Origin of the sequence: Paracoccus seriniphilus (assembly GCF_028553745.1) — a bacterium.
Taxonomy (GTDB): Bacteria; Pseudomonadota; Alphaproteobacteria; order Rhodobacterales; family Rhodobacteraceae; genus Paracoccus; species Paracoccus seriniphilus.
Window position 1 is genome coordinate 368571 of the sequence record NZ_CP067131.1, and the last position, 16251, is coordinate 384821.

Consider the following 16251-nt stretch of genomic DNA (forward strand, 5'->3'; position numbering starts at 1 on the left):
AGCACGATGAAACGCATGGGAATGGTGATCGGCCTTCGGCCCGAACATGTCGCCGAGTACAAACGCCTTCACGCCGATGTCTGGCCGCAGGTTCTGGAACGCCTGCGCCAGTCGAACATCACCAACTACTCGATCTTCCTGCGCCAGCCCGAGAACCTGATGTTCAGTTATTGGGAGTATACCGGCTCGGATTTCGAGGCCGACAATGCCGCCATTGCCGCCGATCCGGTGACGCAGGATTGGTGGAAAATCTGCGGCCCCATGCAGGCCCCCCTGCCCAGCCGCGATGCCGGTGAATGGTGGGCCGGCATGGAAGAGGTCTTTCACCTCGATTGATACCTCTTGGTCCGGGCATGTCATCGGACCGACCAAAACATGGTCAAACCCCGCAAGCCGTGGGATGATTCCAAAGATCTTCAGGACAGCGAGACCCACCATGGCGACAAAAGTTCCAGCAACCCGCCGCCTGATCGCAGGCCGCAATCCCTTGCTTGGCCTGCCCGGCATGGCCCCCAAACGCCTGTTCGGTGATGGCATGTGGTGCGAAGGACCGGTCTATTTCCCGGCAAGCGACAGCGTGGTATTTTCCGATATCCCCAACAACCGGCTGTTGCAGTGGATTCCGGGGTTGGGCTGTCGCGTGCTGAAAGAGAGAAGCGATTTCACCAATGGTGGCACTCGCGACGCGCAAGGGCGGCTGGTCAGTTGTCGCCATCTCAGCCACTCTGTTGTCCGTATCGAACATGACGGAACGGAAACGGTGCTGGCCTCGCATTACAAGGGTGCGGCGCTGAATTCGCCCAATGATCTGGTCATTGCCAGCGACGGTGCGATCTGGTTCACCGATCCCTCCTATGGCATTCTCAGCGACTATGAAGGAATGCGGCGCGATTCCGAGATTGGCGGCTGCAATATCTATCGCCTGGCCCCGGATGCGATGGGCAGTCCAGAGATCGTCTGCGACTCGCTGCTGATGCCCAATGGACTGGCCTTTTCTCCCGATGAGCAGATTCTTTATGTCGCCGATTCCAGCCGGTCCCATTTCGCAGACGGGCATCACGACATCTTTGCCTTTGATGTGATCGATGGCCGCAGCCTTGGCCCAGCCAGACATCATTTCCAGATCGAACACGGCGTACCCGATGGCCTGCGCGTTGATGAACTGGGCAATCTGTGGTGTTCTTCCGCGCGGGGGGTCGAGGTGATCTCTGCCACGGGAGAGCATCTCGATCATATCGCGATCCCCGAAACCGTCTCGAATCTGACCTTTGGCGGTGTCCATAATTCGACCCTGTTCATCACCGCCACGACCTCGCTTTACGCGCTTCCCGTGGGGGTGCGCGGGGCAGTTCGCTAGGGCAGCACGGCAGGCACCCGCAGACAAAGCCGATATTCGCGGCCCTCTCCGGGGCGCAAGGTGGTCAGCGCGGGCCCGAGCTGCTCTCGGGGGCGGCGATCATGCGAGGCAGGCTCGACAGAGAACACATCGCCATGACGTCCTCGATGACGCCAGGTCTGCAGCCAATCCAGCCCTGAGAAGCCGATCTCGACCCCGGCGGGAACCGAGGCCAGCGGCGCAATGCGAACCCGGCGATCGGATGGTGCCGGCAGGCAGAGATGACGCTCTTCCATCGCCATGGGAACGGGCGTTTTCCGGCGCCCCGCCATCAGGGTCGTTGCCCGCGTCAGCTGCCCGCCCCCGAAATTCAGATGATACATGATCATCGGAGCCCAATCGCTCGTGCCACAATTTTCCAGGCAATCCGTCAGGGTTACGCCTTGCCGAGACGGATTCATACGCCAACGTCTGCAGAGGCGAGCCCGCCCCCCGCAGGGCAAGCAGATCGTGATCTGCGTGGCAAGACCGTCCTCATGCCGAATTACCTCGCAAGGCGGCGCGCGCAGCAGCGATCCATGTTGCGGCCACACCCAGTTGCGGCCACCCGGGCCCATGCCCTTCGCAGCCTGACGGATATGGTCTGGCCCGCAGGTGAACATGAAACCCTGCAGGGCGCGGCCGATCAGGTCATCGGGTTGGCAGGGTGCCTGCAGACCCGGTGCAAGATCGACGCCCGAGACCAGCACATGTCGCAAATCCAGCGCCTGACCGCGATCCAGCCCCAACCGGAAGCGCTCAGGCCCAATCCAGATGATGCTTTCACCGCCATCGCCAGCGGGCGGCACGTTCAGGACGCGAGGCCCAGCCGACGCCAGGCTTCAGGCGGCGCCTCGTTGCGCAGCAACAACCGTGACAGGTGCTGTTCCATCTTCGCAATGATGTCAGGGTCATCCAGCGGCGAATTCTGACCGGGATCACAGGCCAGATCATAGAGAACGGTTGTCGTATCCTCGATCAATCCCTGTCCTGCAACCCGTCCATCCGCAGCCTTGCGCGCCGGGATCCGCAGCATCGGCATGCCGCCTGCAAAGGCGAAACCATCGCAGAGTTTGCTCTGCATCAATGCCTCGCGCGTAAAATGGCTGCGTTGATGCGTGGGCATCAATGTGTATTCAAATATCTCCTGGTCAAAGACATTTTCGGGATAGCGGAAATAGCTGTAGCGCCCGTCGGTGACATTGGTCGCCCCACCGAAAATGCCATACATGACGGCCTCATGATGCGGCCCGTCCTGTCCCAGCAGCGGCAGAAGGGATTTCCCCTCGACCGAGTCCGGGATATCCAGGCCGAACAGTTCCAGAATCGTGGGCATCAGATCAATCGTCTGGGTCAAGGCATTGCGCCGGCTGCCCGCCTGAGCGGCGAAATCGGGATGGGCGATAAACAAGGGAATATTGGCGATCTCATTGTAGAACGGCATGCGGTTCTTGGCCCACCAGTCATGCTCGCCCAGCAAATACCCGTGATCGGTGGAAAGGATCAGCACGGTGTCCTTCCACATGTCATGTTCATCGAAATGGTCCAGAATCCGGCCCAGATATTCGTCGCACATTGCCACCAGTGCCGCATAATTCGCGCGCAATTCGGCTGTTTCTTCTTCGCTTTCGCTGACCCGGTCATATCGCGGCCAGTCGAGGATTGGCCCGTTGTAATCAGTTGGAAAGGCCTTGCGAAAACGTTCCGGCACGACAAAGGGCTCATGCGGATCGAAACATTCCAGTTGCAGGAACCAATCGTCCTTGTCCCGATTGCGCGAAAGAAAGTCCAGTCCCCGCCCGATGCATTGCGCCAACGGATAGTCCGCCTCGGTTTCGAGGAAATCACGGTTGACCATCGAGGCAAGGTAGCGGTCATCTTCCAGGACATATTGGCTTGGATGATAGATCTGGCGATAACGTTCCAAAGGCGGTTGCACCACCGCTTTCCAGGCATCGGCTTCCTGCCCGCGCACGAAATCCCAAGTGGTATATTGGGTGTGATAGGTGCTGCCGCCTTCGGTGAAATAATGAAAATGGTCCGAGATCAGATGTGCGTGGGTTCCGGACTGATCCAGCATCTTGACGAATGAGGTATCAAAGGGCTCCAGCGGACCCCAGCTGCGATGCTGGAAGTTCAGCCTGCCTGTATGCATGTCGCGGCGGGCAGGCATACAGGGCATGGACCCCACATAGTGATTGTCAAAACGCACCGATCTGTTGGCAAGCCGGGTGAAATTCGGTGTCTCGATCCGCGTTCCGCCATAGCAGTTCAGCGCCGCCCGGTTCAGCGAGTCAAACAGAAGAAAGACCGTCTTCATGCCGATACCCCGCGGGACTTCAGGGATTTGCCCGTCTTGCGGTCAAACAGCATCAACATTTGCGGCAGGATCGACAGCCCGACCTCTTCGCCGGCCCGATGCAGGGTGCGCCCCTGCGATTTGACCAGCAACCGGGTGCCATCACATTGCACCAGAAGATAGCTTTCCGCCCCTAGCGGTTCGACCACCTCCACGGTGCCACCAGAATGCAGCAAGCGCCCCTGCTGATCCCCACCCAGCGGGTTCACATCATCGGGGCGCAATCCCAGGATGACCTCCTGTCCGATGCGGGCACATGCAGCCAGCGCGGGCGGCAGTTGCAAGGAAAATCCTTCGTGCGCGCGGAAGATTCCGCCCTCGCCGATCATGCCGTCGATCAGATTGCTTTGCGGACTGCCCAGAAAGCCGGCCACGAAGGCACTGGCCGGATTGTCGAACAGCTCTTGCGGGGCACCCTGTTGTTCGATGACGCCTTCGCGCATGACGACGATCCGCTCTGCCAGTGTCATTGCCTCGACCTGATCATGGGTCACATAGACAACCGTCGTATCGACCTGACGGTGCAGCAACTTGATGGCGGTCCGCATCTCGGCGCGCAGCTTGGCATCCAGATTGGACAACGGTTCGTCAAACAGAAAGACCGAGGGCTGGCGCACGATGGCCCGCCCCATGGCCACGCGCTGGCGCTGCCCGCCTGACAGGGCCTTTGGCTTGCGGTCCAGCAATTCGGTCAGCCCCAGCGTCTGCGCAGCGTCATCGACGCGCGTGGCGATCTCGGCCTTGGACAGTTTCATGTTCTCCAGGCCGAAGGACAGATTGCGCCGCACGCTCATATGCGGGTAAAGCGCGTAATTCTGAAACACCATCGCCACGTTCCGCTGCACCGGCGAGACGTCATTGACCGGCCTGTCGTCAAAATACATCGTGCCGCCAGTGATATCCTCCAGCCCGGCGATCATTCGCAATGTGGTGGATTTTCCGCATCCGGAAGGGCCGACCAGAACCACGAACTCCTTGTCTCTGATGTCCAGGGACAGCCCCGGAATCGCGGTATGGCCGCCGTAGTTCTTGGAAATATTGTCGAGAGTGATCTGGGCCATTATTTCAGTGCTCCGCTCGTCAGGCCGCGCACGATATACTTCGTGGCGAAAATGATCATCAGGATGGCAGGAATGGTCGACAGCGTTGCGGCAGCCGCCATGGCACCGTGCTTGACCTCGAAATCCTGCGCGAATTTGGCTATGCTGACCGGCACCGTCGCGGTTTCCTTGGTGGTCAGGGCCAATGCCACGGGAAATTCATTCCAGGAAAAGACGAACATCAGGACGCCCGTCGCCATCAGGCCAGGCACGATCACCGGCAGGATGACATGGGTAAAGGTCTTGAGCCGCGAGCAGCCATCAATCACGGCGGCCTCTTCCAGTTCGCGCGGGGCATCGGCAACAAAGGAATTCATCAGCCACAGTGCCATCGGCAAATTGACCGTCGCATGGGTGATGATGATGGCAAAGAGGGTGTTATTCAGCCCGATCGCCCGGAAGAGCTGATACCATGATCCGACCAGGGTCATTTGCGGAGTCATGTAATAGATCATCGAAAAGGTCAGCAGCACGGTCGGCACCCAGCCTGCCCAGGCCTTCTGGCGCAGCGAAAAGGCAGCGGTGGTCGCCGTGAACAAGGCAATGGCCGTCGAGGCCCCCGCCACGATCAGGCTGTTGGTGAAATTGTCCAGAAAGGTCGACGAGCGCGAAAACAGCAATTCGTCGAAATTCAGCATCACTGGCGTAAAGATGACCTTGGAGGTCACGATGTCGATCTGGCGCTTGAATGCCGACAGAACGATCCAGCCAAAGGGCAACAGGATGACAAAGGCCGACAGACCCAGCATCAGATGGGACAGGATTGCGCCGCGTTTCATTGGCTTGCCCTCGCTCTGGCCTGCACGCCAAGCGCAATCACGATCAGCAAGGCAATGACGAACATGGTGGTGAAAGAGATGGCCGATCCGTAACCGACGTCATCCGCGATGAAGAAGGTGCGAAAGATCGAAAACGATATGACTTCGGTCGCCGTCCCGGGCCCGCCCGATGTCAGAAGATAGATCTCGTCAAAGACCTTGAAGGCCAGGATGATGCGAAACAGCAGGGTCACGACCAGGGTCGGCAACATCAGGGGCAACGTGATGCACCACAATTCGCGCCAGAAGGGCGTGCCGTCGACGCGCGCAGCCTCGAACACATCCTCTGGCAAGCCCTGCAGCCCCGCAAACAGCAGCAGAAAGACAAATGGCGTCCAGTGCCAGATATCGACCACGATGATGGACAGCATGGCCAGGCCGGCGCGCGCGGTCCAGGCCAGCGGTTCGATGCCGACAAGCCCGATGACCTGATTGATAACTCCGAAATCCACATCGAACATCAGTCGCCAGATTGCCCCGACGACAATGCCCGGTATCAGGATCGGCAGGATGAAGATGGTGCGATAGGCGTTCGAGCGGATCTTGCTGCGCGACACCACCAGCGCCAGCGCAAAGCCAAGCACCATCTGGATCACCACCGTGGTGACGGCAAAAAACACGGTATTTGCAGCGCCGACGCCGTAAAATGAATCCGACGGGATCCTGGCATAGTTTCCAAGACCGACAAATTCGCGCTGCTCGGCACCCGCGACCCAGTCGATGCTGAAAAAGCTGGACCAGAACAGGTTGAGCACCGGGAGAATGGCGATCAACCCGTAAAGCAAGAGCAAGGGGGTGATGCCGAGGCGACGCCACCGGCGGTCTGAAAGATTCTCTATCATCTATTGTCTCGCTGGAAACCGGACGCGGCCACGCATGACCGCATCACTTCATTCGGGACGATACGCCCTGCGCCTATGACAGCGGCGCGAGGCGGGTCACCGGATAGCCGGCTTCCTCAAGTATGGCTGCGATATCATCAGCCAGATCATCGAGCGCCCGCGCGTTCGAGACCTCGCCCAGCAAAGCCTGTTGCAGCCGCAACTCGATCTGGGACACCATGGTGACACCTTCGGGAATGACGAACATCGGCACGCCCATGTCATCGGATTCGGCCATCGCGCCCATCCAGCGGTTCGGGCCATCAGGCTGGCTGTTCTCGGCATAGGTATCGCTGCGCACCGGAATGCCTCCGGCATCCAGATAGACCTGCTGGGCCTCTCTGGTCTGGAACCACTTCAGAAAGGCCAATGCAGCCTGCTGCCGGTCCTTGGGCACATTGCCTGCAATGCCTGCCATCCAATGCCCCAGGGTCGTGCGGGGGCCTGCCGGACCCGCGGGCAAGGGCGCAACGGCCATCTTGCCCACCACGGCAGATTTATTCGGGTCTTCCAACTGCGGCCAGGCAGCGGCGACCATGACAGCCTGTGCCGCCTTGCCGGTGGCAAGCAGTTCGATCATCTTCGACTGGCTGACCGTGGCGGCGTCAGGCGCAGAAACATCGGCAGCAATACCTGTCCACATGTCCAGTGCCGCCAGGGTCTCGGGGCTGTTTGCCGTCACGACATAGCCGCCCTGACCGTCGGGCTTCATGAAGCCACCGCCATAGGAGGCCATATAGGGAAAGAAGTTGTAGCTGCTGTCGGCGAAGGATCGGTTGCCCCGCACGACCATCCCGTAATGACCGTCACCATTCAGCGCCGCGGCATTGGATTTCAGTTCATCCCAGGTCGCTGGAACCTGAAGACCGTTTTCCTCGTAGAGATCGGCGCGATAATACAGAAGCTGGATATTGCCATTGATGGGCACGCCGTAAACAGCACCCTCGCCAATTGTCCGGGTGTCGGGATTCCAGTTTGCCGAACCGCCATAGTTTATGATCCCGTCTTCGATGGAGAATTCCGGATCGATATCGGTCAGCGCGGTGACATATCCGCCGAAGTAATACTCCGGCAGGGTCAGCGCGTTCATCGCCAGAAGATCGAATTCGCCTTCCGAAGCCCTGGCCGAATTGCGCACCTTGTCCATCAGCGCGGGCGAAGGGTTCACGTCAAGAACGACCTTGTTGCCGGTTTCCTGCTCGTAGTGATCCACGACCGATTCAAAGGCCGGATACCAGGGTGTCTGAGCGATCACCATTGTGAAAGGCACCTGATCCTGTGCCTGTGCCGGCATCACGCCAAATGCGCCCAGCAGGACAGCCCCGATGACAGTATAGGAATATCTCTTCTGTTTCATGCAATCCTCCCAATCTGGGTAGATCCTGAAAACGTCAAAATGTATTGTCAAATATTATATTGTATCGACCTCGCTTTGCCCTTCGGCAATCACCGGTTCAAGATATCTTGTCACGAACTCGGCCCTTTCATCGGCCATCCGTCTCAACGTCAGCTCGCACAGGGCGGAAATGGTCTCGGCCGCGCTGCTGCCGATCACCGTGAAGAAGTTGTTGGATTCTGTGGCGACACCCGGATGGCCCAGCAAAACCACGCTCAGATCCCCCGGAACGGCTATGTCACGCTCGGAAAACACCCCTTGCAGCAACTTGCCATCCAGCGCGCCCCAGATGACCAGGGCCGACCAGGGGAAACTGCCATCGGGCCGGCGCGCGACGTCCAGCGCCTCGCCTATTTCGCCAAGGTTGTCCTCATTGGGCAGGCTGTCCAGCCAGACCGGATCATGCAGCACCGCCCCGCCGGGCGACCATGCGCGCAGCGATTCATAATGCAACCGGATGGCCTCGATCGGGCGACTGCGCCCGGTCGATCCGATCATTCCTATGTTCCTGTGACCGCGTTCAATAAGGTGGCGCATGCACATATCCAGTGATACCCGCCAGTTCGACGCCACCGCATCCACATCAAGCCCCGATACCGTTGCACCGTCAAACAGCACCGACTTCGCCTTGCGCCGCAACAATGACAGCAGCTCGATAGCCACCGGCTCGAAGTGACATTGAACGATCGCGACATCGACGGAGGGCATGCTGCGCAGCATGTACAGCCCGTGTTCGGTTTCCGAATAGGTGATCTGGATCGTATCGACATCATGTTCCGACAGCGCATCCTGCAGGCGCGACAACACGCGACGCGTTCGGGCTGACCCGACATTGTCAATCGGCAGGCAATCTTGACCCCCTATCGGCGTTCAAAAATGACCCCCATGGAGCGCACGGGTAGCTGGCCCGATGCGGTGTAGCCCCCATACAGCGCAGCCGTATCGGGCCAGCGTGGCCGTCGGTCATTCTCGGGTCTTGAAGCGCCAGCTCTCGTTGCCGGTTTCGACGATGTCGCAGTGATGGGTCAGCCGGTCGAGCAGCGCCGTGGTCATCTTCGCGTCGCCAAAGACCGAAGGCCATTCCCCGAAGTCGAGATTGGTCGTCACGATGATCGAGGTGCGTTCGTAGAGGCGGCTGATGAGATGGAACAGTAGCTGGCCGCCGGTCTGCGCGAAGGGGAGATAGCCGAGCTCATCGAGGATCAGGAAGTCGAGGCGGCAGAGCAGGTCTGCCGTGCGCCCCTGTCGATCGGCACGGGCTTCGGCATCGAGCTTGTTTACCAGGTCTACGACATTGAAGAAGCGCCCCCGCTTGCCGCGCCGGATGCAGGCCCGGGCGATGCTGACGGCCAGGTGCGATTTACCAGTCCCGGTGCCGCCGATGAGGACGACATTGCGCTGCTGTTCGAGGAACTCTCCGGCGGCCAGATCGCGTACCAGCGTCTCGTTGACCGGCGTTTCCTCGAAGCTGAACTCGTCGACCTCTTTCGCCAGCGGCAACTTGGCGATCGTCATCTGATATTTGATCGAGCGCGCCTGCTTCTCGCTGATCTCGGCATTCAGCAGGTCGCCGACGATCTGTTGCGGCTCGTGCTGGCGCTTCACCGCCGTGGTGATGATCTCATCGTAGGCGGCCTTCATGCCGTAAAGCTTCAGCTGGCTCATCGCGTCCAGCACTTGTGATCTTTCCATGGTTGGGTCTCCTGAGACTGTCGTAGCGTTTGCAATCGGCGACGGGCTCGCAGGTCAGTCGCAACGCGGCCGGCGTATCGATGGTCAGTGGCGGTGGCGGCTCCCGATGCCGTGCAAGGATGTTGATGACGACCGAGGCCGCAGGGACCCCTTCGCTCAGGGCCTCGGCACAGGCAGCATCCACCGCATCCAGCCCATCGATCGGGATCATGCTCAGGATCTGGACCATCTGCCGGTCGCCGTTCGGCACCTTGCCAAGCTTGCGCTGCACGCGCCTGATCGCCGGCGGCAGGTCCCAGCCCTTGAAGGGGGCCCCATTCCGGAGGGCGCCGGGCTTGCGAGCCAGAACCGGAATGTAGTGCAACGGGTCGTAGATGGCCTTGTCGCGCCCGAAGGCTCGGGCGTGCTGCCCCACGATCTTGCCGTCCTGCCAGAACTCGACCCGCTCGGCATAGGCACGGATCTCGACAGGTCGGCCAACGGCCCGGCCGTTCACGGAGTAGCGGTTCTTGTCGAACCGGACGAGACAGGTCTTCGAGACCGAGGCTGGCACGGCATGGAAGCCGTCGAACGGACCGACGTAGGGGACAAGACTCGTGCGCTCGTCCTGGAATACCTCCCAGATCGTTCGATCCCGAAGCTCCTGGTGCGGGTTGGCTTTGGCCCAGGCAACACAGCGATCCTCGAGCCAGGCGTTGAGTTCGGCGTAGCTCTTGAACTTCGGCCGAGGCACGAAGAACCGCCGCCGGACAACGCCGACCTGGTTCTCGACCTGTCCCTTCTCCCAGCCGGATGCCGGGGTGCAAGCGACGGGATCGACGAGGTAATGGCTGCACATCTGCTGGAACCGGCGGTTGTAGGCGCGGTCGCGGCCGACGAAGATCGTGTCGACCGCGGTCTTCATGTTGTCGTAGATGCCCCGTGTGCAGGTGCCCCCGAAGAAGGCGAACGCCTTGTCATGGGCGTCGAAGACCATCTCCTGCGTCTCGCGGGGATAGGCACGCACGAACAGCATCCGGCTGTGACACAGGCGGACATGTGCCACCTTCACTGTGGTCGTCGCGCCATCGATCACTACGATCTCATGGCTCCAGTCGAACTGGTAGGCTTCCCCCGGATCGAAGCTCAGCGGCACATAGGCCGCGGCGGATGCCACCACCTCCTCCTTGGACCAGGTTGCCGCGTATCGCCGGACCGCATCATAGCCGCCATCATATCCTCGGGCCCGGAGTTCCTCGAAGATGCGGATGCGGGTCAGTCGCTCGCGCTTGGGCTTCCGCGCGTTCACCGACAGCATCTCGTCGAGCAAGTCTTTCCAAGGTCCGATCTTCGGCAACGGCTGAATGGTTCGCTCGTAGGTGAGCTCCGTTGCACCTGATCGGATCACCTTGCGCACCGTGTTCCGCGACACCCGCAGTTCACGGCAGATCTGCTTGATCGACTTCTTGTCCTGAAAATACGCCCGCCGGATCTTCGCTATCGTCTCCACGACCAACATCCCACACTGTGCTCCCCGATGACCTCGGGGGCATCATCCACATCAGTGTAAGGGGGTCATTTTTGGACGCCGATCACCCCTCTACGGGGTCAAAATTGCACGCCGGTTCACACCGACATTGCGTGTCAGCAGCAATACACTGCGCTTGCGTTTGGCGGCATTGGCAAATAGTGGCGCCCCGCCCCCCGAGACGAATGTGCCGCGCCCCACATAGCTCTCGATCAGCCCGTCGCGCTCGAGCGCCCGCAGAGCGGCCTGCACCACCCCCTGACTGGCGCCATGTTCGCGCATCAGCGCCCGCACTGTCGGCAGGCGGTCACCAGGTGACAGGCTGTCAATCAATCGACGCAGCGCGCGTTCCGGCTCTGATCCGCCATTCATATCTCCACCTCCAAAAACAATTGAATTGTATTGTAATTGTTTTTTGCATCCACTCAAGGCGGCTTCGCATCTTGCAGGTCGATGTGTCTTGGCGGAAAGGAAAGATGGGGAATAGCGACCATCTTGGCAGCGACGGCTGGCAAGGCCATGATATGCGGGTTCGCGCAAGCCGGTTAGGAAGCAACATTGCTGTCACGATCCAACACTCCAGAAATCAAGAACCTGCGTGCCTTCGTCGAAGCCGCCCGTTTCGAGAGCTTCACGCAGGCCGCCATCGAACTGGATCTGACGCAGGGGGCGATCAGCAAGCAGGTCCGCGAGTTGGAAACCCAGCTGCGCGTGGCTTTGTTCGAGCGGGTCAAGCGCCGCATCGTCCTGACGGAAGCAGGGCGGCGCTTTCTGCCCGAAGCGCGCGAGGTGATCTCGCGCCTTGAACATGCCGCCTATGATGTCATGGCGCTGGAGGGCACCAAGCAGGTTCTGTCGATCGCCTCATTGCCGACATTCGGCACACGCTGGCTGATTCCGCGACTATCCAGATTCACCCGCCTCCATCCGGGGTTGCAGATCAATGTTGCCTCGCGCGATCAGCCCTTCGATTTCGAAAACGAGCCTTTCGACCTCGCAATCCACTACGGTGCACCGGTCTGGCCACGCGCACAATGCAGCTATCTGTGCAGCGAACAGGTCATCCCCGTCATGTCCTCGACACTTGCCACGTCCCTGGGACTGAAAACGCTTGAACAGCGACAGGAATTGCTGATGAGCGCCGACCGACCGCCCCTGCTGCATCTGACCGGGCGCCCGACAATGTGGTCGCAGTGGTTCGCGCGCCAGGGAGACACCGGCGTCAATGCGTTGCAGGGCCAGCGCTATGACCAGTTCTCCTTTATCATCTCGGCCGTGCTGGCAGGTCTGGGGATTGCACTTGTTCCGACCTATCTGATCGAACCCGAGCTTGCCGAAGGCAGCCTGTGCCTGCTGGCGCGTGCACCGATGCAGACAGCCATGAGCTATCATGTCGCGGTGCCGCTGGGACGGGCACAATCCGAACTTTGCCTGTCCTTTCAGGCCTGGCTGCAGGGCGAGGTGGGAAATCAACCCGCAAGCCCGCCGGAACCCGCTCCCCGGCATGATGCCATTGCAGACGGACACATAACTGGCTGATCCGTCCTGATCACGGTCCGCATGAAGGGAAAGACAGCATGAATTTTGCCAGCAAGGCCCTGCGGGATGTAACCTTCTTTCCCCTGTGGCTTGATCATCCGGACGCCCCGAATGTCGAACCTCAGCTGATCGGCCATGCCTCGGCGGATCTTCTGATTGTCGGGGGAGGCTTCACCGGTCTGTGGGCGGCAATCCTTGCCAAGGAAGCACAGCCCGAGCGCGATGTCATGCTGATCGAAGCCGGCAAGGTCGCCTATGGCGCATCCGGCAGACCTGGCGGCGTGGTCTCGACCTCGATCATGCACGGGCTGCGCAATGCCGAACGGCTTTTCCCAGAAGATATCGCCGAGCTGGAACGCCTGGGTCAGGAAAACCTGCGGGGCTTCCGCGACACGCTGTCACGCCACAAGATCGACGCAGAGGAATGCTGGGGTGGGGAACTGACCGTCGCAGTGGGGGACAGGCATGTCGATGATCTGCTCGCGGAATGTGACCTGCACAACAAATACGGCCACAAGGCCGAGTTTCTGGATGCCGAGGCACTGAAAAGCCAGATCATCTCTCCGATCTTCTCCGCAGGCTGCTGGAACAGGGACCTGTCGGGCACGGTGCATCCCGCGCGGCTGGCCTGGGGGTTGAAACATGCGGCACGCGCATTGGGCGTCAGGCTGCACGAGATGACACCCATGCAGTCCGTTGAGCGCGACAAGGGCATCCTGAAGGTCATGACGCATGACGGCTCGATCAAGGCGCGCAAGATCCTGCTGGCCACCAATGCCTTTGCGGCAGGTGACCGGCGCATCAAATCGCGCGTTGTCGGAATCCGCGACCGCATCATCGCCACCCAACCTCTGACCGACGAACAACTGGACCGCATCGGGTGGCGCAACCGGCAAGGCATCTATGACACCCGAACCCAGCTGAACTACATGCGCCTGACCAGGGACAATCGCATGACCTTTGGCGGACGGTTGACCTATTACTATGACGGCACCAACAATACCGATCCGGCGGGGGAACGGGTGGTGCAGCCCTATCTGCGGCTGGCCGAGGCTTTCCATCGGACCTTTCCACAACTGGACGATGTGCAGTTCACCCACGCCTGGTCGGGCCCGATCGCCCTGACGACGCGGATGGCTGTGCATTTTCAGTCCTATCAGGACGGCGACATGATATGGGCCGGCGGCTACTCCGGTTTCGGGGTCTCGACATCGCGTTTCGGCGCAAGGGTCGGGCTTGCCAAGCTGGATCAAGAGGATCTGCCCGAGTTGAAGATGAGCTTTGCCACCTCGATGCCCAGCCGGATACCGCCCGAACCACTGCGCTGGCTGGGTGCCAAGATCACGCTTCATGCGCTGGACACGGCTGATGAGAAAGGCGGTTGGCGTCACACCTGGCTGAGACTGGTCGAGGCGATGGGCTTTCCCTTGACGTGATCTGCGATGCATCGTGAAACATCACATTTTAGGTCACATAATCACACAAATAATGTTGTATGCAGGTGAAATCCTGTTAAAAGCGCTTGAAAGCACCTGCTGATCCGACGCCGGGAGATGGCATTGAAACGCGAGGAAAGACGACAAGCCATCATGGATCTGCTGATCGCGGCACGTGCCGTCGAACTCGATGATCTGGCGGATCGTTTTGCCGTCTCCAGAATGACCATTCACCGCGATCTGGATGATCTGGAACAGGCTGGCCTGTTGCGCAAGGTGCGCGGCGGGGCGACCATCGAATCCGGCACGCAGTTCGAAAGCGATTTTCGCATCCGCGAGCTGCAGGACAGCGATGCCAAGACACGCATGGCTGCGGCGGCGCTGGAGCTTGTCGAACCCGGCATGACGGTCATGATCAATGACGGCTCTATGGCGGCATTGCTGGGCGCGCGCCTGACCGAAAAGGCACCGCTGACGGTCATCACCAACAATGCCGCCGTCATCGAACGGCTGAAGGACGCCCACCGCATCCGCGTGATCGCGCTTGGCGGGATGTTCAATGCCAAGTTCAATGCGTTTTTCGGGGTTATCACGGAAACGGCGCTGGCCCAACTTCGCGCGGATATTGCCTTTCTGTCCTCGCCCGCGGTGTCCGGCCTCAGTTCCTATCACATGGATGAATCCGTGGTGCGGGTGAAACGCGCCATGATCCAGGCCGCCGACCGCAAGGTGCTGCTGGTCAATCACCGCCGTTTCGCGCGTTCGGCGCTGCATCGGATGGCGAATCTGTCCGAATTCGACGCGATCATCACCGATGCGCCCCCGCAAGACACGACTGCCATGGATCGCGCAGGTCTGGCACTGACCATCGCGACCGGCACCCCTGCCCCATCACCCAAGGAATAGCCCATGACGTTCTGGATCGGCACAAGCTGGAAGATGAACAAGACGCTGCAGGAAGCACGCCTCTTTGCCCAGGGGCTGGCCGAGGCGGATGCCGCGCGCGACAGCCGCATCCAGCGCTTTGTCATTCCGCCCTTCACCGCCGTGCGCGAAGTCAAGGACATGCTGGCCGGCACATCGGTCAAGGTCGGCGCGCAGAACATGCATTGGGCCGACAATGGGGCATGGACGGGCGAAATCTCGCCCCTGATGCTGAAGGACTGCAATCTTGATATCGTCGAACTGGGCCACAGTGAACGGCGCGAGCATTTCGGCGAGACTGACGAAACCGTCGGTCTGAAGACCGAGGCCGCCGTGCGTCACGGGCTGATCCCGCTGATCTGCATTGGCGAGACATTGTCCGAACGCGAAGCGGGTCGCGCGCAAGAGGTTCTGGGCCGTCAGGTGCGTGCTGCTTTGGCAAAACTGTCTGTTGATCAGAAGGCCGCGCCAATCCTGCTGGCCTATGAGCCGGTCTGGGCGATCGGTGAGAACGGCATTCCGGCGACCTCGGGTTATGCCGATGCACGACAGGCCGAGATCATCGAAGTCGCGCAAGAGATTCTGGGACGCAGGATTCCCTGCCTATATGGCGGCTCGGTCAATCCGGGCAATTGTCAGGAACTGATAGCCTGCCCCCATATCGATGGCCTGTTCATCGGGCGTTCGGCCTGGCAGGTCGAAGGATATCTGGACATTCTGGCGCGCTGCGCCGCAACGATCTGAAGGAGAGACGACATGAAACTGGCTATTGCAGGTGACAGCGCAGGCGAAGGTCTGGCGAAAATTCTGGCCGATCACCTCAAGGACAAGCATGAGGTCTTTGAAATCAGCCGGACAGATGCCGGTCCTGATGCCTATTATGCCAATCTGTCCGACCGCGTCTGCTCGCAGGTTCTGGAAGGCACCTATGATCGCGCCATTCTTGTCTGTGGCACCGGAATCGGCGTCTGCATCGCGGCCAACAAGGTTCCCGGCATCCGCGCCGCACTGACCCATGACACCTATTCTGCCGAACGGGCCGCGCTGTCCAACAATGCGCAGGTCATCACCATGGGGGCCCGCGTCATCGGTGCCGAAGTCGCCAAGACCATCGCAGATGCCTGGCTGGCCGAAACAATGAATTTTGACGCCAATGGTCGTTCGGCTGGCAATGTCAACGCCATCGACGCGGTCGATGCGAAATACAACAAGGGCTGATCCGGA

17 protein-coding genes are annotated in these 16251 nt (G+C 60.2%); 7 read left to right on the plus strand and 10 right to left on the minus strand.

Annotation, left to right across the window (positions count from 1 at the left end; genetic code table 11):
- Positions 1 to 6 precede the first annotated feature (6 nt).
- Together JHW44_RS18080 and JHW44_RS18085 are read left to right on the plus strand one after the other, a co-directional pair.
- On the plus strand, positions 7 to 336 hold the full coding sequence (locus tag JHW44_RS18080; protein ID WP_089345964.1) for an L-rhamnose mutarotase: 330 nt from the start codon (positions 7 to 9) through the stop codon (positions 334 to 336).
- Positions 337 to 436: 100 nt separating this feature from the next.
- Positions 437 to 1357, plus strand: a complete 921-nt coding sequence (locus JHW44_RS18085) for an SMP-30/gluconolactonase/LRE family protein (RefSeq protein WP_179217801.1) — start codon at positions 437 to 439, stop codon at positions 1355 to 1357.
- Here the strand turns inward: JHW44_RS18085 and JHW44_RS18090 are convergent.
- From JHW44_RS18090 to JHW44_RS18135, 10 genes are all read right to left on the minus strand, one after another.
- A complete protein-coding gene (locus JHW44_RS18090; RefSeq protein ID WP_089345962.1) occupies positions 1354 to 2184 on the minus strand; it encodes an aldose epimerase family protein in 831 nt (276 codons plus the stop codon). The genes JHW44_RS18085 and JHW44_RS18090 overlap by 4 nt on opposite strands.
- Positions 2185 to 2186: 2 nt before the next feature.
- A complete protein-coding gene (locus tag JHW44_RS18095; RefSeq protein ID WP_089345961.1) occupies positions 2187 to 3695 on the minus strand; it encodes a sulfatase in 1509 nt (502 codons plus the stop codon).
- A complete protein-coding gene (locus tag JHW44_RS18100) occupies positions 3692 to 4795 on the minus strand; it encodes an ABC transporter ATP-binding protein (RefSeq protein WP_089345960.1) in 1104 nt (367 codons plus the stop codon). Before JHW44_RS18100 ends, JHW44_RS18095 begins: the two co-directional genes overlap by 4 nt.
- On the minus strand, positions 4795 to 5613 hold the full coding sequence (locus tag JHW44_RS18105) for a carbohydrate ABC transporter permease (RefSeq protein ID WP_089345959.1): 819 nt from the start codon (positions 5611 to 5613) through the stop codon (positions 4795 to 4797). The genes JHW44_RS18100 and JHW44_RS18105 overlap by 1 nt, the downstream gene beginning before the upstream one ends.
- Positions 5610 to 6494: a carbohydrate ABC transporter permease gene (locus JHW44_RS18110; protein WP_089345958.1), complete on the minus strand. Its 885-nt coding sequence runs from the start codon at positions 6492 to 6494 to the stop codon at positions 5610 to 5612. The genes JHW44_RS18105 and JHW44_RS18110 overlap by 4 nt, the downstream gene beginning before the upstream one ends.
- Positions 6495 to 6567: 73 nt before the next feature.
- Positions 6568 to 7890, minus strand: a complete 1323-nt coding sequence (locus JHW44_RS18115) for an extracellular solute-binding protein (RefSeq protein WP_089345957.1) — start codon at positions 7888 to 7890, stop codon at positions 6568 to 6570.
- Between the two features lie 54 nt (positions 7891 to 7944).
- Positions 7945 to 8733, minus strand: a complete 789-nt coding sequence (locus JHW44_RS18120) for a substrate-binding domain-containing protein (RefSeq protein WP_089345956.1) — start codon at positions 8731 to 8733, stop codon at positions 7945 to 7947.
- A gap of 159 nt (positions 8734 to 8892) precedes the next feature.
- Entirely contained in the window at positions 8893 to 9621 is a 729-nt protein-coding gene (gene istB / locus JHW44_RS18125; RefSeq protein ID WP_028031292.1) for an IS21-like element ISPkr1 family helper ATPase IstB, read from the minus strand.
- Positions 9551 to 11119: an IS21 family transposase gene (istA, locus tag JHW44_RS18130; RefSeq protein ID WP_089346207.1), complete on the minus strand. Its 1569-nt coding sequence runs from the start codon at positions 11117 to 11119 to the stop codon at positions 9551 to 9553. Before istA ends, istB begins: the two co-directional genes overlap by 71 nt.
- Before the next feature lie 81 nt (positions 11120 to 11200).
- Positions 11201 to 11500, minus strand: a complete 300-nt coding sequence (locus tag JHW44_RS18135) for a GntR family transcriptional regulator (protein ID WP_089345099.1) — start codon at positions 11498 to 11500, stop codon at positions 11201 to 11203.
- 186 nt (positions 11501 to 11686) lie between these two features.
- Here JHW44_RS18135 and JHW44_RS18140 point away from each other — a divergent pair, with 186 nt between their 5' ends.
- The 5 genes from JHW44_RS18140 to derI all read left to right on the plus strand — a co-directional run bounded on the left by JHW44_RS18140 (position 11687) and on the right by derI (position 16245).
- A complete protein-coding gene (locus JHW44_RS18140; protein ID WP_089345098.1) occupies positions 11687 to 12667 on the plus strand; it encodes a LysR substrate-binding domain-containing protein in 981 nt (326 codons plus the stop codon).
- 38 nt (positions 12668 to 12705) lie between these two features.
- The gene (locus tag JHW44_RS18145; protein ID WP_089345097.1) at positions 12706 to 14103 is read left to right on the plus strand and encodes an NAD(P)/FAD-dependent oxidoreductase; all 1398 of its coding nucleotides are present in this window, start codon (positions 12706 to 12708) and stop codon (positions 14101 to 14103) included.
- Between the two features lie 123 nt (positions 14104 to 14226).
- Positions 14227 to 15009 carry a DeoR/GlpR family DNA-binding transcription regulator gene (locus tag JHW44_RS18150; RefSeq protein ID WP_089345109.1) on the plus strand — a complete coding sequence of 261 codons (783 nt, stop codon included), beginning with the start codon at positions 14227 to 14229 and terminating at the stop codon, positions 15007 to 15009.
- Between the two features lie 3 nt (positions 15010 to 15012).
- On the plus strand, positions 15013 to 15771 hold the full coding sequence (locus JHW44_RS18155) for a triose-phosphate isomerase (protein WP_089345096.1): 759 nt from the start codon (positions 15013 to 15015) through the stop codon (positions 15769 to 15771).
- 12 nt (positions 15772 to 15783) lie between these two features.
- Positions 15784 to 16245 carry a D-erythrulose-4-phosphate isomerase gene (gene derI / locus JHW44_RS18160; protein WP_089345095.1) on the plus strand — a complete coding sequence of 154 codons (462 nt, stop codon included), beginning with the start codon at positions 15784 to 15786 and terminating at the stop codon, positions 16243 to 16245.
- Positions 16246 to 16251: the final 6 nt, after the last annotated feature.